We start from the raw sequence: 15020 nt of genomic DNA on the forward strand, positions 1-15020 counted from the left end.
GGACACGGAAGGCGGGCACATGCGCGCACGTACACGTCTGGCGATCGGCGCTATCGGCGCCGTCGCCGGGGCAGCGATCCTCACCGGCTGCGGTGACGCCGGCTCGTCCGGCACCGACGCACCCCAGCAGAGCGCCTCCGGCGCCGGCTGCGCCCCGGTCGCCGGCAAGCAGCTCATCGCTCTGCAGGACGACAAGAAGCTCCAGAACTCGGACAACGTCATCCCCGCGGTCAACAGCAAGGCGGCCAACCCGCAGTTGATCGCCGCACTGGACAAGGTCTCCGCCGCGCTCGACACCCCGAAGCTGATCCAGCTCAACAAGGCGGTCAACGAGGACCGCAAGACCGCAAAGGTGGCGGCCGAGGAGTTCGCCAGCGCCAACAACATCACCGCGGGCATCGCCAAGGGGCCGGGCGGCGACATCGTGGTGGGCGCCGCGAACTTCGCCGAGAGCCAGATTCTGGGCGAGCTGTACCGGATCACGCTCACGGCCGCCGGCTACCAGGTCAAGGTGCAGCAGATCGGCAACCGCGAGCTGTACGAGCCGGCGCTGGTGAAGGGCGAGATCCAGGTCGTCCCGGAGTACGCGGCGACGATGGCCGAGTTCCTCAACACCAAGGAGAAGGGCGGCACTCCTCCGCCGGTCTCCTCGCCCGACATCAACACCACTGTCACCGCGCTCAAGGCCGAGGGCGACAAGGTCGGCATCACCTTCGGCGCCCCGGCCGCCGCCCAGGACCAGAACGCCTTCGCCGTCACCCAGGCGTTCGCCGACAAGTACGGCGTGCGGACCCTCTCCGAGCTGGCCGCGAAGTGCTCCGGCAGCGCGACGGTGCTGGGTGGCCCGCCGGAGTGCGAGCAGCGTCCGTTCTGCAAGCCGGGTCTGGAGAAGACGTACGGGCTGTCGGTGGGCAAGTTCTCCTCGCTGGACCAGGGTGGGCCGCTCACCAAGAGCGGTCTGCGCGACGGCTCGATCAGCGTGGGCCTGATCTTCTCCTCGGACGGCGCGTTCGCCACCAGCTGAGCCCTCTCCGGGCGTGCTGAGGACGCCCCCGCCCCGACCGGGCGGGGGCGTCCGCGCGTCCCGGGACCCCGTTCCCTCCGGCGAGGCTCGTCGGTAGGCTGCACATCCATGCCAGCCCCGGCCACCTCTGACGCCCGGCGTCAACCACAGCTGCTGACCGTGCTCTTCTGGGCGGGGGTCGCGCTCGCGCCGGTGGCGGCGCTGATCCTGCTGGTCGCCGACGGTAACGGTCCGCTGCGCTTCGCCGCTGTGCTCGCCATCGTCGCGGTGGTGCTGATCGGCCTCTCCATCGCGTTGCGGCCCGACGGCGAGGGCGCGCGGGCCGACGAGCTGCTGGACGAGATCGAGGAGCTTCGCCAGGAGCTGCGTACCGAGATCGCGACCGCCGCGCAGCGGGGTAGCCAGGCGCTCGACCAGGCGCACCGGGCGCAGGAGGGGATTGCCGCGGTCCGTCGCCGGCTGGACGCCAGCGGTGCCGCTCTCGCCGGTGCCGCCCCCGCCGGTGCCGCCCCCGTCGCGGAGCCGCCGGGTCCCGGCCGGGCGCGGGTGCCGGGTGTCGAGCCGCCGGTGGACAACGCGCCGGTGGCCCGTAGCCGCGTCCAGGCGCCGGGTGACGCACCGCCGGGCCGGGCCTGGGTGTCCGGCCCGGACGACGCGTCCCGGTGGGGCCGTTCCGCGCACCAGGACGACGACGAGCCGGCCTACCCGCGGGAGGCCGCCGAGCCGCGGGCGACCGCGAGGACGTACGGCGCACCGCGGCCCGCCGACACCGCGTACGGCTCAGCCCGTCCCCGCGAGCACGACCGGCCCGAGCCGGCGCCCCGGCCGGTGGGCGTGGTCCGGCACACCGAAACCGTGCACGTCACCACCCGGCACACGGTGGTGGACGGCGGGCCGGCCGAGCCGGCTGGGCGCTACGACAGCGAATACCCGGGCCGGTGGACCCCACCGGCGCAGGAGTGGACCCGGGGCGGCGGCACGGACGAGCGTGCCCGCTCGGCCGGCCGATCGAGGGGCGAGCCGGGGGAGCACCCCCGAGCCGCCCACGACGACAGGCGCCGCCCTGGCGACAACCGCGCGTGGGGGGCGCAGCCCTCGACCGCTGGGGAGCCCGAGTGGACCGGCGCACGGGAGGCGTCGGGCCGCAGTGCCGACCGGAACGGGCCCGACGGGCACGAGCCGGGCTGGACAGGTCGCCGCGACGAGCCGGAGTGGACCGATCCACGCGACGCGTACGCCCAGCCCGACGAGCCCGGCCCGGCCGTCAGGTCGCACCACGCGCCGGAGCGGCCGACCTCGGGTGCCTGGGACAGCCCGGACGATCGTGGTTGGTCGGCTGAGCGCGATCGGGCGGGTGCGGGCGCTCCGCAGCCCGGGCCGGCCCTGCGGGCCGACGACACGGGCGAGTACTGGTCGCAGTTGCGGGCCGGGGACCGGTGGGCCGCCGTCCGCGATGACGAGAACGGCCGTGAGCTGCGGGTCGGCGAACGCCGGGCCGAGGTGCGCGCCGACGCCACCGGCACCGAGTACCGGGTGGCCGACCGCTGGGCCGAGGTGCGCCATGAGGAACCCCGCCAGCAGCCGCGCCGCTATGAGGAGCCGCGCCAGCAGGACGAGCCGCGCCAGCACGAGCAACAGCGCCGCTACGAGGAGCCGCGCCGCCCTGACGAGCCGCGCCGCTACGGGGAGCCCCGTCGGCCCGAGGAGCGCGAGTCGTACCACCGGGGCGAGCCGGCGGACCGGCCGGCGCTGCCGGTGGGCGGCGTCCCGGTGCCGGACGAGTGGCGCCCACCGCGCCAGCGTGCCCACGAGGCCGAACCCGCGCCGGAGCGGACCGGTCGACGCCGGGTCGACGAGCGTTACGGCTACCCGCCGCAGGACGACGCCCCGCGTGCCGGCGGCACCCCGCCCGGCGACCGCTGGCGCTGACCGGTCAGCCGGATCGCGTCACTTGTCGATGTCGCCGACCACGAAGAACATCGAACCGAGGATCGCGATCAGGTCCGGCACCAGGCAGCCGGGCAGCAGGGTGGCCAGCGCCTGCACGTTCGCGTACGAGGCGGTGCGCAACTTCAACCGCCACGGCGTCTTCTCACCCCGGGACACCAGGTAGTAGCCGTTGATGCCGAGCGGGTTCTCCGTCCAGGCGTACGTGTGCCCCTCCGGCGCCTTGAGCACCTTCGGCAGGCGGGTGTTGATCGGCCCGGTGAGCTGGTCCACCCGGTCCAGGCACTGCTCGGCGAGGTCCAGCGACGCGTACACCTGATCCAGCAGTACCTCGAAACGGGCGTGGCAGTCGCCGGCGGTGCGGGTGACCACCGGCACGTCCAGCTCGTCGTAGGCCAGGTAGGGGTCGTCGCGGCGCAGGTCCAGGTCGAGCCCGGAGGCGCGGGCCACCGGCCCGGACGCGCCGAACGCGGCGGCGTCGGCGGCGGTGAGCACCCCCACGCCCACGGTGCGGGCCAGGAAGATCTCGTTGCGCCGGATCAGGTGGTCCAGGTCGGGCAGCCGCCGGCGGACCTCGCCGATCGCCGCGCGCGCCCGGCCGGTCCACCCGTACGGCACCTCCTCCTTGAGGCCGCCCACCCGGTTGAACATGTAGTGGATCCGGCCGCCGGAGACCTCCTCCATCACCGCCTGGATGGTCTCCCGTTCCCGGAAGGCGTAGAAGATCGGCGTGATCGCCCCGATCTCCAGTGGGTAGGAGCCGAGGAACATCAGGTGGTTGAGCACCCGGTTCAGCTCGGCGAGGGCCATCCGCAGCCAGGTGGCCCGCTCCGGCACCTCCATGCCCATCAGGCGTTCCACAGCGAGCACCACACCCAGCTCGTTCGAGAACGCCGAGAGCCAGTCGTGCCGGTTGGCAAGCACGATGATCTGCCGGTAGTCGCGCACCTCGAAGAGCTTCTCCGCGCCCCGGTGCATGTAACCGATGATCGGTTCGCAGGAGACGACCCGCTCACCGTCGAGCACCAGCTTGAGTCGCAGCACACCGTGCGTGGAGGGGTGCTGCGGGCCGATGTTCAGCACCATGTCGGTGCCGAGCTGCTGGTCGCCGGCGCCGGCGACCAGCCCGGCCCCGGTGCCGACGGTCAGTTCACGGAGGTCCCCGGCGTCGGTGGTCATGCCCGTCATCGTGCCACGGACGGGCCGAGCGGGATGCCGACCGGTTGGCGCAGCCACAGGTGCCCGCCGAGCCCGGCCGGGTCGGTCAGCTCGGCCACCGCCGACGCGGCGGCAAGCGCCCGCACGTACCCCGCCGGGTCAATGCCGGCCAGACTCAGCGGCGGTCGGCCGCCGTCGGCCCCGAGCGCCCGCAGCGCCTCCCGCTGCGAGACCAGGGAGTACGCGCACCGGGCGACCGCCGCGCCGGCGGAGGCGACCGAGTCCATGGCCACGTGGGCGGTCACGTCACTCGACCCGTCCGGGACCGGAGGCACCTGCCGTCCACCCCGGTAACCCGTGAGCGTCCCGTTCGTCGGCCTGCTGTCGCGCAGGTGTCCGTAGTCGACAGTGACCGCGAGCCCGCGACCGACCGCCCGGACCGCTTCCGCCCAGGCTTCGTCCCTCGGCCTGCCGATCTCGGCGCGGTGGTCGCGATGGCTCGCGGGGCTGGGCCACCAGGTGGTCAACCAGTCGTGGTCGGCGGCGCTTACCGGTTCACCTACCGATTCCGTGCCGCTCGTGGGATCGACGAGCACGTACCGCCAGCCGGCCGCGGTGTGCACCGCCACGTCCAGCGGGACGTTGTCCAACCACTCGGTGGCGATCAACAGCCCGTTGATCCCCGCGGGTGTCTCGGACACCCAGCCGATCCGGTCGGGCAGGCGCTCGGGACGGGGTGCCACCTCGACGGCGGTGAGGCGTACCCGTTGCGCGAGCCCGGCGGAGCCCTCGATGGATTGCAGCAGGCCGCGCAGCAGTTCTCCGCGCCCGGCGCCGACGTCGACCACGTCGAGCCGGTCTGGGTGGCCGAGGGCCGAGTCGACCTGGTTGAGCAGGCGCAGCAGTGCGTTGGTGAAGGCGGGGGAGGCGTGCACGCTGGTGCGGAAGTGGTCGGCCGGCCCGGTGCCGGCGACGAAGAAGCCGCCCGGCCCGTAGAGGGCTCTGCTCATGGCGTCCCGCCAGCCGATCGACATCCGTCCCCTCCGGTTCCGGTCCACCCGCCGATCATCCGTGCCGTCTCGCTCGGCCCCTGCGAGACGCGCGGTGATCAAGTGATGAAAAGTAGGTCAGGAACGCTCCCGGCACCTACTTTTCATCATTTGATCAACCTGGGCGCGGTGATCCGACGGCCCGGGGGCGGGGTCGGCTTCGTGGCTCAGGACCGGAAGTAGTGCCCTTCGTGCAGGTCGGCGATCAGGCCGGGGTGGGTAGGGGTCCAGCCCAGCAGTTCCCGGGTGATGGCGGACGACGTCGGGTTGTCCAGTTGCACGAACGACCCGAGGAAGCCGAAGTGGTCGTTGGCCTCGTCGGGGCTGATGCTCCGGACCGGGATGCCGAGGTTGTGGCCGATGGCCTCGGCGATCTGCTGGAAGGGGACCCCTTCGTCGGCGGCTCCGTGCAGGCGCGTGCCGGCCGGGGCCTTTTCGAGGGCGAGTCGGTACAGCACGGCCGCGTCGAGTGTGTGGACGGCCGGCCACCGGTTGGCGCCCTCGCCGACGTAGGCGGAGTACCCCTTGCCTCGGGCCGCGGCGATGATGGCCGTGATGAACCCGTAGCGGTCGAGGGAACTGTGCACCGTGGGCGCGAGCCGGACGATGGAGGAGCGCACACCGCGGGAGGCGAGGCCGGCCACGAGGTTCTCCGCGTCGATCCGGTAGCCGCCGCTCGGGAAGGTGTCGCGTTCGGTGCCGGGGCGCCCGACGATGCCGCCCATCACGAGCATGGCCGTCCCGCCGGTGCCGACCAGGGGCTTGCCGGAGCCGGCCAGGCCGTCGGCGAGTGCCGTGAGAGCCGCCAGGTCGACAGTGGCGGCGCCCGCCAGGTCGCCGTTGACCATGAGGTCGTGGCGGAACGCCAGGTGGATCACCCCGTCGGAGGCGGCCGCCTCTTCCCGGAGCACGTCGAGGTCGGACAGGTCGCCGCGGTGTGCCTGGGCGCCAAGCTTCTCGATGGCTGCGGCGGACGTGTCGGAGCGGGCGAGACCGACGACCTCGTGCCCGGCGGAGAGGAGTTCCGGGACGACTGCGGAGCCGAGATGGCCGGAGGCGCCTGTGACGAATACGCGCATGGTGGTTCCTTCGTGAGTGCCGATGTCACCTTGCGACATCACCGTACCTCGCGTGATGTCGCCGCGCGACATCACGGCGGAAGTAATGTCGCAGTGTGACGTCGGATACCATCGCCGGATGGCCCGCTGGCAACCCGACGCGCGCGGCCGCCTGGAGGCGGCCGCCTTCGAGCTGTTCCGCGAGCGCGGTTTCGAGCAGACCACCGTCGCCGACATCGCCGGGCGCGCCGGCCTCGACAAGCGCACCTTCTACCGGCTCTTCGGCGACAAGCGCGAGGCGCTCTTCAGCGGCAGCGGGCGCGTGGAGGAGGTCCTGGTCCGGGCGGTGACCGAGACGGACGCCGCCCCCTTCGAGGCGGTCATCGCCGCCTTCCGGCGGGTGGCTGCGGAAATTTTCGCCGACCGCCTCGAGCTGGTCCGGGTGCGCCAGTCCATCATCGAGAGCAGCCCCGAGCTACAGGAGCGTGAGCTGCGGAAAACGGGCTCACTTGTGGTCGCGGTCACCGCTGCCCTACGTGCCAAGGGCCTTGGCGAGACCACTGCCACGCTGGCCACCGAGTCCGGTGTCACGGTCTTCCGGGTCGCGTACGCCCGCTGGGTCGCGCCCGACAGCGACGCGTCGCTCGCCGACCTGATCGCCGAGGTGGCCACCGAGCTGCGCGCGATCACGTCCGCCCCGGGAGGGCGTTGACGAAGGCCTTCCTTCGGTGGTGAAGGTTTTCACACATGCTTGTCCTGGTTCGACGGGCCGGGCGCATACTTGCGATCGACCGGTACCCCTGCTCGAGGACTGGATCGTTGTCATGAGCGCACCGCTGCGCCCGCGTCCGGCCGACCCACCCGGGTCCGCCGCTCCCGGCTTCCCCGCCACCTCCCGCGTGCTCACCGTCGGCGTTGTCGGCGCCGGTCGGGTCGGAGCCGTCCTGGGCGCCGCACTCGTCACCGCCGGGCACCGCGTGGTCGCGGTCACCGGTGACTCCGGGGCCAGCCGGGCCCGCCTCGCCCTGCTGCTGCCCGAGGTGCCCCGCCGCCCGGCCGCCGCCGTCGCCCACGCCGCCGCCGACCTGCTGCTGATCGCGGTGCCGGACGACGCGTTGGCCGGTGTGGTGGCCGACCTCGCCCACCGGGGCGCGCTGCGTCCCGGCCAGGTGGTCGCGCACACCTCCGGCGCGCACGGCCTGACCGTGCTGGGTCCGGCCGCCGAGGTCGGTGCCCGGCCGCTCGCCCTGCACCCCGCGATGACCTTCACCGGTACGCCTGACGACCTGGCCCGGTTGGCCGGCATCTCGTACGGCGTGACCGCCCCGGCGGAGCTGCGCCCGCTGGCTGCCCGGCTGGTCGCCGACCTGGGTGGCGTGCCCGAGTGGGTGGCCGAGTCGGACCGCCCGCTGTACCACGCCGCGCTTGCCCACGGCGCGAACCACCTGGTGACCCTTGTGAACGAGGCGACCGACCGGCTGCGCGACGCCGGGGTGGCCCGGCCGGAGAAGGTGCTCGCCCCGCTGCTGCGGGCCGCCCTGGAGAATGCGTTGCGGCTCGGTGACGACGCGTTGACCGGCCCGGTCTCCCGGGGCGACGCCGGCACCGTCCAGCGGCACCTGGCCCGGTTGGCCGCCACCGCACCGGAATCCGTCCCCGCCTATCTCGCGTTGGCCCGACGTACCGCCGACCGGGCGATCGCCGCCGGCCGACTGCGGCCGGTGGACGCGCAGTCGCTGCTCGGCGTGCTCGCCGACACCGCCCGGGAGGTGGCCGCATGACACAGCTCGTCCACTCACGCGCCGAGCTGGCCGAGGCTCGGGCCGGGCTGAAGGGCACGGTCGGTGTGGTGATGACGATGGGCGCGCTGCACTCCGGACACGAGACGTTGCTGCGGGCGGCCCGGGAGCGGGCCGACCACGTGCTGGTGACGATCTTCGTGAACCCGTTGCAGTTCGGGCCGAACGAGGACTTCGACCGCTATCCGCGCACCCTCGACGCCGATCTGGAGGTGTGCCGGCGGGCGGGGGCGGATCTCGTCTTCGCCCCGTCGGTGGCGGACATGTACCCGGACGGCCAGCCCCGCGTACGCCTCGACCCGGGCCCGCTCGGCGCGGAGTTGGAGGGCGCGAGCCGCCCCGGCTTCTTCCACGGGGTGCTCACCGTGGTGCTGAAGCTGCTCCAGCTCACCCGACCGGACCTGACGTTCTTCGGCGAGAAGGACTACCAGCAGCTCACCCTGGTCCGGCGAATGACCCGGGACCTGGACGTGCCGGTCGAGGTGGTCGGCGTGCCGACCGTCCGGGAGCCGGACGGGTTGGCGCTGTCCAGCCGCAACCGCTACCTGAGCGAGTCGGAGCGGGCTGCGGCGCTGAGCCTGTCCGCCGCGTTGCGGGCCGGAGCGCGGGCCGCCGAGGACGGCCTGGACGCGGGTGCGGTGCTGACCGCCGCGCACGCCGCGTTCGGCGCCGGTACGCCGGGTGCCCGCCTCGACTACCTGGTGCTCACCGACCCCGAGTTGGAGCCGGGGCCGGTCACCGGGCCGGCGCGGCTGGTGATCGCCGCGTGGGTGGGTGCCACCCGCCTGATCGACAACGCGGCGATCCACCTCGCCCCCCGCCCCTGACCGGGCCGCACCACCCTCCACCACTTCGTGAAAGGCCACCCCGATGCTGCGGACCATGCTCAAGTCGAAGATCCACCGGGCCACGGTGACCCAGGCCGACCTGCACTACGTCGGTTCGGTGACGGTGGACGAGGACCTGCTCGACGCCGCCGACCTGCTCCCCGGCGAGCAGGTGGCGATCGTGGACATCACCAACGGTGCACGACTGGAGACGTACGTGATTCCCGGCGTGCGCGGCAGCGGCGTGATCGGCATCAACGGTGCCGCCGCGCACCTGGTGCACCCCGGTGACCTGGTCATCCTGATCTCGTACGGCCAGATGGACGATGCCGAGGCCCGGTCGTACCGCCCGCGGGTGGTGCACGTGGACGCCGACAACCGGGTGCTTGAGTTGGGCGCCGACCCGGCCGCGGTGGCACCCGGCACGGCCGGACACCCGGTGCCCAGCCCGTTGGCCGTGTCCGGAGTCTGATCCCGCGCGAGGCGATTCCGGTCTGTCACCGGAAGGTCATTTCCGGTTACCCTTGGCGCGCTGGCGGAAGCCGGTCGGTGGCTGGGGGAGGCCGCTATGCGCAGTGCCAGGACGACCGTGTTCGCCGCTGCCGTGACGGCAGTGCTGCTGGCGGGCTGCGCCGGGTCGGGTGGCCTGGACGGTGACCTGACCGACGACTGGGCGGCGCTGCCGCCGGCGTCGGCGTTCACCCCGGCCGCCGGTGTCTGCCAGGCCGCCGACTTCACCGACGTGGTCACCCTGGCCGCCTACGAGCCGGTGGACTGCGCCGGCCCACACCGGCTGGAAACGGTGCATGTGGGGGCGTTTCCGGTCGAACGGGCGAGTGCGCCGGCGGGTGGCTCGGCCGAGTTGCGGGGCGCGTTCACCGAGTGCGACACCCGGGCGACGGGATACGTGGGCGACGACTGGCGGGCCGGCCGGCTGCGGCTGTCGGTGGCGTTGCCCTCCGGGCCGGGCTGGGCGGCCGGTTCCCGGTGGTTCCGATGCGACCTCACCGAGCTGACCACTGTCGAGGCCGCCGCCACCGTGGTGGTCCGGTCGGGCAGCCTGCGGGACGCGTTGAAGGGGGCGGCCGGGTTGCGGCTCGGTTGCCAACAGACCCGCACCGGGGCCGGTGCGGGGGTGCAGACACTGATCCCGGTGGAGTGCGCGCGACAGCACGACGCCGAGTTCGTCGGGGTGTGGCGCGCGCCGGACATGGCGTATCCGACCCGGGACGCCGACTGGGCGCCGCTCTACAACGGGTGCCGTAGCGTCCTCGGCCGGTACGTGGGTGTGCCGGACGACGTCCACCTGCGCTTTCGCAGTGGGTTGGTGGTTCGCCCGCCGGGTACGGGGCGTTGGCGGGTCGGTGACCGGGGTGTCCGCTGCTACCTGTGGCTCAGCGACCGTACGGTGACCGCCTCGTTGAAGGGCGCGGGTCCGGCCGGCCTTCCGGTCCGGACGAAGTGACCACAGGCTGACGGTCGGCACGGCGCGGACGGGGTAGCCCAGACCACTCGTCCCGCCCCCGCCGCCCCGAGCGAGGACGGTTCGGGTTGACTGGGGGGATGGACGTTCCGACCGTCGACCTGCCGGCCCTGCCCGCGTTGCTGGCCGCACCCGCGCCCGGCTGGGTGGAGACCACCGACGTGATCGTGGTGGGTTCCGGGGTGGCCGGGTTGACCGCGGCGCTGCACCTGCGTGAGGCGGGTCTGCACGTCACGGTGGTTACCAAGGTCAACATCGACGACGGCTCGACGCGGTGGGCGCAGGGCGGCATCGCCGCCGTGCTCGACCCGACGGACACCCCGGCGGCGCACGCCCGCGACACCGAGATCGCCGGGGTTGGGCTCTGCGACCCGGCGGCGGTGCGGGTGCTCGTCGAGGAGGGGCCGACCCGGCTGCGGGAGCTGATGCGCATCGGTGCCGAGTTCGACCGCCACCCGGACGGCTCGCTGATGCTGACCCGCGAGGGCGGCCACCGGGCGGACCGGATCGTGCACGCCGGCGGTGATGCCACCGGCGCGGAGGTGCAGCGGGCCCTGCACGCCGCGGTGCAGCGCGACCCGTGGATCCGACTTGTCGAACACGCCCTGGTGCTGGACCTGTTACGAGCGCCGGGCGACGGCCCGGACGGGCTCGGCCCGGCCTGCGGGATCACCCTGCACGTGCTCGGCGAGGGCAGCGAGGACGGCGTCGGCGCGCTGCTGGCCCGGGCGGTGGTGCTCGCCACCGGTGGCATGGGGCAGATCTTCGCGGCCACCACCAACCCGGCGGTCTCCACCGGCGACGGGGTGGCGCTGGCGCTGCGGGCCGGCGCGGCGGTGACCGACGTGGAGTTCGTCCAGTTCCACCCGACCGCACTGATCACCCCGCCCGGCGCGGGAGTGCCCGGTGCCGGGCACGCGCAGCAGCCGCTGGTCTCCGAGGCGCTGCGCGGTGAGGGCGCGTACCTGGTGGACGCCGACGGCAAGCGGTTCATGGTGGGCCAGCACGAGTTGGCCGAGCTGGCGCCCCGGGACGTGGTGGCCAAGGGCATCCACCGGGTGTTGCTGTCCACCGGCGCGGACCACGTCTTCCTCGACGCGCGGCACCTGGGCGGGGATTTCCTGGCCGGTCGGTTCCCCACCATCGTGGCGTCCTGCCTGGCGATCGGCGTGGACCCGGCGACGGAGCTGATCCCGGTCGCGCCGGCCGCCCACTACGCCTCCGGCGGTGTCCGCACGGATCTGCACGGTCGCACCTCGATTCCCGGCCTGTACGCCTGCGGCGAGGTGGCCTGCACGGGCGTGCACGGCGCGAACCGGCTGGCCAGCAACTCGCTACTGGAAGGTCTGGTCTTCTCCCGGCGGATCGCCGAGGACATCGCGGTCGGCCTGCCCGAGCAGATCCAGCCGGCGGACACCGGTGCCTGGCGCGGGGGCGCGGGCTGGGTGCTGCCCGCGGCGGCGACGCCGACCCTGCAACGGGCGATGACCCGGGGGGCCGGGGTGCTCCGATCGGCGGCGACACTTGCCGAGGCGGCCGGGACGCTGCGGGAGTTGGGCGGTGCACGGGGCCGGCCCCGGACCGCCGACTGGGAGGCGACCAACCTGCTCACCGTGGCGTCGACGCTTGTCGCGGCCGCGTACGCGCGCGGTGAGACCCGGGGTTGCCACTGGCGGGAGGACTTCCCGACGGCCGACGAGCGGTGGCTGGGTCACCTGGTCGGGTCGGTCGGGGCGGAGGGCCGGGTGGGCCAACAGTGGGAGGGAAACTCATGACGGGGTCGACAGAGGCGGCGTTGCGGGCGGCCGGGCTGGATCCGGCGCAGGTGCGGCAGGTGATCGAAACCGCGCTGGTCGAGGATCTGGGCCCCGATTTCCTGGACGTCACGAGCGTCGCCACCATTCCGGCGGAGCAGACCGACACCGCCGACCTGGTGGCCCGCGCGGATGGTGTGCTGGCCGGGATGGCCGTGGCGGCCGCCGTGTTCGAGCTGGTGGGTGAGGTGACCGGCTTCGGTCGTACCGTGGAGGTGTCGGTGCTGGCCCGCGACGGTGAGCGGGTGGCCCGTGGTGCGGTGCTGGCGACGGTGGCCGGGCCGACCCGGCTGCTGCTGACGGCCGAGCGGACGGCACTCAACCTGCTCTGCCGGATGTCCGGAGTGGCTACCCACACCCGAGCCTGGGCGGACGCGTTGGCCGGCACGAAGGCGATGGTGCTGGACACCCGTAAGACGACGCCGGGCCTGCGGGCGCTGGAGAAGTACGCGGTGCGGGCCGGCGGGGGCACCAACAAGCGGATGGGCCTCTACGACGTGGCCATGATCAAGGACAACCACAAGCTGGCGGCCGGGAGCATCACGGCGGCGTACCGGCGGGTCCGGGAGGCGTTCCCGGAGGTGCCGGTGCAGGTCGAGGTGACAGGAGTCGACGAGGCGGTGGAGGCGGTGGAGGCCGGGGCGGATTTCCTGCTCTGCGACAACATGACGCCTGAGGTGTTGGCCGAGGCGGTGGCCGCGGTGGGTGACCGGGCCGAGTTGGAGGCGACCGGGGGGTTGACCCTGGACGTCGCGGGTCGGTACGCGGCGACCGGCGTCGACTTCCTCTCGGTGGGCGCGTTGACCCACTCGTCGCCGATCCTGGACATCGCGCTGGACCTGCGCACCGGGTAGCGGGCCGAGGTCGGCGTCTCAGACGGTGGTGAGCGAGCTGGCGGCCAGGTTGAAGATCACCCGGTTCTCGGTGTCCTGCCGGCCGTCCAGACCGTACTTGGCGCGGAAGAGCTCCAGCACCCGGTTGTAGATCTCCGGCGGCAGCTCGTCGGCCTCACCGATGGCGAAGATCTCGCCGGCCGCCTCGGGCCGGTCCAGTACGACGGTGAGCCCGGCCAGGCCGTGGCGGGCCACGTTGCGCACCAGGTCGGTGCCGGCGATGTACCAGTCGCCGTCGGAGCGTACGTAGAGCGCGTCGCAGGTCTCCAGGTCCCGACCGGCCTGGCGCAGGCAGAGCCGCAGCGTGAGGCAGGCCGCCAGGTCCTCCAGCGGAGCGGTGTCCCAGAGTTCGGCGAACCGGTCGTCGACGAACTCGCCCAACGGGGTCGAGACGAACGCCTCGATCTGCTGGGTGTCGAAGGTGCTGCCCTGCACCGGGAAGAACGAGATGAAGGCCTTCCCGTCCCAGCGGTACATCTGTACGGAGGGGGCGGCGCTGTAGACCCGGACCTGAAGCCGGGCGCGGGCCGACTCGGGCAGTTCCTCGCTGAGCCGGGCGAGGTGCCACAGGTTGTTGAGGATGGCGACCGAGGCGTCCCGCCGACGCAGTTCCTCGCCGCGCAGCCGGACCGCCGGCGAGTCCGGGTCGAGCAGCAACACCTTGACCACTGCGCCGTTGGCGAGCGCGGAGCGCAACGCGGCCACGAACCGGGCCGCGTACGGGCCTTCCAGCATGCTGGTCCAGGTCTCCAGGATGGCCACGATCTCCCGGGACTGGGCGACCCGTTCGATGAGGGCGTCCCGGTCCAGTCGGGGGTGCTCGATGATGCTCACCGTCTGGAGTTCGCGGAAGAGCGGGTTGAGCACCACGTACGTCAGCAGCGTCATGATCAGAGCCGCGCCGATGTTGAGGTAGAGGTCGCCGGCGAAGCTGCCGCTCTCCCGAACGGACGCCCGCCAGGCCTGCACGATCATCCAGACAGCGCCGCCGGCCAACGCGACGAGCACCAACACGTGTCGTCGACGCCGGCGCAGGGTGTTACGACCCCGCATCCACCACGTCCCCGACATGTCCGCTCCCCGTCCGGCCGCGCCGTGGATTGATCCATGCTCATGTCGCGATACGACAAGGATACGGTCCGTCGCCCGGTCCGCACCCGCCCGTACGGTCGTTGTCTAGGCTGCGTGCGTGCTGCTCTGCATCGACATCGGAAACACCAACACCGTGCTGGCGACCTTCGACGGCGACAAGCTGGTGCACTCCTGGCGGATCAAGACCGATGCCCGCTCGACGGCGGACGAGTTGGGCCTCATGTTCCGGGGCCTGCTCGCCGGGGACAACGTCGAGATCACCGGTGTGGCCGCCTGCTCGACAGTGCCGGCCGCGCTGCGCTCGCTGCGCACCATGCTCGGTCGCTACTACGCCGACCTGCCGAGCGTGATCGTCGAGCCGGGCGTGCGGACCGGGGTGCAGTTGGCGATCGACAATCCGAAGGAGGTGGGCGCCGACCGGGTGGTGAACACGCTTGCCGCGTACTCCCTCTACGGCGGGCCGTCGATCGTGGTGGACTTCGGCACCACCACCAACTTCGACGTGATCAGCGGTCGGGGCGAGTTCCTGGGCGGGGCGTTCGCCCCGGGCATCGAGATCTCCTTCGACGCACTGGCCGCCCGCGCGGCCCAGCTCCGCAAGGTCGAGGCCACCAAGCCCCGTTCGGTGATCGGCAAGAACACCGTGGAGTGCCTCCAGGCCGGCCTCTACTTCGGTTTCGCCGGTCAGGTGGACCGCATCGTCGAGCGGATGACCGAGGAGTTGGGCGAGGTGAAGGCGGTGATCGCCACCGGCGGTCTGGCCTCCCTGGTGATCAACGAGTGCCGCACCATCACCCACCACGAGCCGATGATCACGCTGATCGGCCTCCGGATGGTCTACGAACGCAACCTGTGAACCCCCGCCCGCCGCGGGGG

At 72.8% G+C, this 15020-nt stretch carries 14 protein-coding genes; 10 read left to right on the forward strand and 4 right to left on the reverse strand.

The window, feature by feature from the left end; genetic code table 11:
- Positions 1-19: 19 nt before the first annotated feature.
- Positions 20-1024 (forward strand): glycine betaine ABC transporter substrate-binding protein, encoded by a 1005-nt coding sequence (locus tag AB0F61_RS05220; RefSeq protein WP_357803462.1) that lies wholly within the window; start codon positions 20-22, stop codon positions 1022-1024.
- Between the two features lie 108 nt (positions 1025-1132).
- Complete coding sequence (locus AB0F61_RS05225) at positions 1133-2953, forward strand: hypothetical protein (RefSeq protein ID WP_357803464.1); 1821 nt, start codon at positions 1133-1135, stop codon at positions 2951-2953.
- A gap of 18 nt (positions 2954-2971) precedes the next feature.
- Here AB0F61_RS05225 and AB0F61_RS05230 read toward each other — a convergent pair whose 3' ends face one another.
- The 3 genes from AB0F61_RS05230 to AB0F61_RS05240 form a co-directional block, all read right to left on the reverse strand.
- Positions 2972-4159 carry an NADH-quinone oxidoreductase subunit D gene (locus AB0F61_RS05230; RefSeq protein ID WP_357803466.1) on the reverse strand — a complete coding sequence of 396 codons (1188 nt, stop codon included), beginning with the start codon at positions 4157-4159 and terminating at the stop codon, positions 2972-2974.
- Positions 4156-5163, reverse strand: coding sequence for an SAM-dependent methyltransferase (locus AB0F61_RS05235; protein ID WP_357803468.1), 1008 nt, complete (start codon positions 5161-5163; stop codon positions 4156-4158). Before AB0F61_RS05235 ends, AB0F61_RS05230 begins: the two co-directional genes overlap by 4 nt.
- Positions 5164-5345: 182 nt before the next feature.
- A complete protein-coding gene (locus AB0F61_RS05240) occupies positions 5346-6257 on the reverse strand; it encodes an SDR family oxidoreductase (RefSeq protein WP_357803470.1) in 912 nt (303 codons plus the stop codon).
- A gap of 118 nt (positions 6258-6375) precedes the next feature.
- Between AB0F61_RS05240 and AB0F61_RS05245 the strand changes: the two genes are divergently transcribed.
- From AB0F61_RS05245 to nadC, 7 genes are all read left to right on the forward strand, one after another.
- Entirely contained in the window at positions 6376-6948 is a 573-nt protein-coding gene (locus AB0F61_RS05245) for a TetR family transcriptional regulator (RefSeq protein WP_357803472.1), read from the forward strand.
- A gap of 112 nt (positions 6949-7060) precedes the next feature.
- On the forward strand, positions 7061-8017 hold the full coding sequence (locus tag AB0F61_RS05250) for a Rossmann-like and DUF2520 domain-containing protein (protein ID WP_357803474.1): 957 nt from the start codon (positions 7061-7063) through the stop codon (positions 8015-8017).
- Positions 8014-8862 carry a pantoate--beta-alanine ligase gene (gene panC, locus AB0F61_RS05255; protein ID WP_357803476.1) on the forward strand — a complete coding sequence of 283 codons (849 nt, stop codon included), beginning with the start codon at positions 8014-8016 and terminating at the stop codon, positions 8860-8862. The genes AB0F61_RS05250 and panC overlap by 4 nt, the downstream gene beginning before the upstream one ends.
- Positions 8863-8905: 43 nt before the next feature.
- Positions 8906-9334 carry an aspartate 1-decarboxylase gene (panD, locus tag AB0F61_RS05260; RefSeq protein WP_357803478.1) on the forward strand — a complete coding sequence of 143 codons (429 nt, stop codon included), beginning with the start codon at positions 8906-8908 and terminating at the stop codon, positions 9332-9334.
- A 96-nt stretch (positions 9335-9430) separates the two neighbouring features.
- The gene (locus tag AB0F61_RS05265; RefSeq protein WP_357803480.1) at positions 9431-10327 is read left to right on the forward strand and encodes a septum formation family protein; all 897 of its coding nucleotides are present in this window, start codon (positions 9431-9433) and stop codon (positions 10325-10327) included.
- A gap of 98 nt (positions 10328-10425) precedes the next feature.
- On the forward strand, positions 10426-12120 hold the full coding sequence (locus AB0F61_RS05270; RefSeq protein ID WP_357803482.1) for an L-aspartate oxidase: 1695 nt from the start codon (positions 10426-10428) through the stop codon (positions 12118-12120).
- The gene (gene nadC / locus AB0F61_RS05275) at positions 12117-13013 is read left to right on the forward strand and encodes a carboxylating nicotinate-nucleotide diphosphorylase (protein ID WP_357803484.1); all 897 of its coding nucleotides are present in this window, start codon (positions 12117-12119) and stop codon (positions 13011-13013) included. Before AB0F61_RS05270 ends, nadC begins: the two co-directional genes overlap by 4 nt.
- A gap of 18 nt (positions 13014-13031) precedes the next feature.
- On the opposite strand, the gene AB0F61_RS05280 is transcribed toward nadC, so the two are convergent.
- A complete protein-coding gene (locus AB0F61_RS05280; RefSeq protein WP_357803486.1) occupies positions 13032-14123 on the reverse strand; it encodes a hypothetical protein in 1092 nt (363 codons plus the stop codon).
- A gap of 118 nt (positions 14124-14241) precedes the next feature.
- Here AB0F61_RS05280 and AB0F61_RS05285 point away from each other — a divergent pair, with 118 nt between their 5' ends.
- On the forward strand, positions 14242-15000 hold the full coding sequence (locus AB0F61_RS05285) for a type III pantothenate kinase (RefSeq protein WP_357067967.1): 759 nt from the start codon (positions 14242-14244) through the stop codon (positions 14998-15000).
- Positions 15001-15020: the final 20 nt, after the last annotated feature.

The organism is Micromonospora sp. NPDC023888, from assembly GCF_040639415.1.
In the GTDB taxonomy this organism is placed as follows: domain Bacteria; phylum Actinomycetota; class Actinomycetes; order Mycobacteriales; family Micromonosporaceae; genus Micromonospora.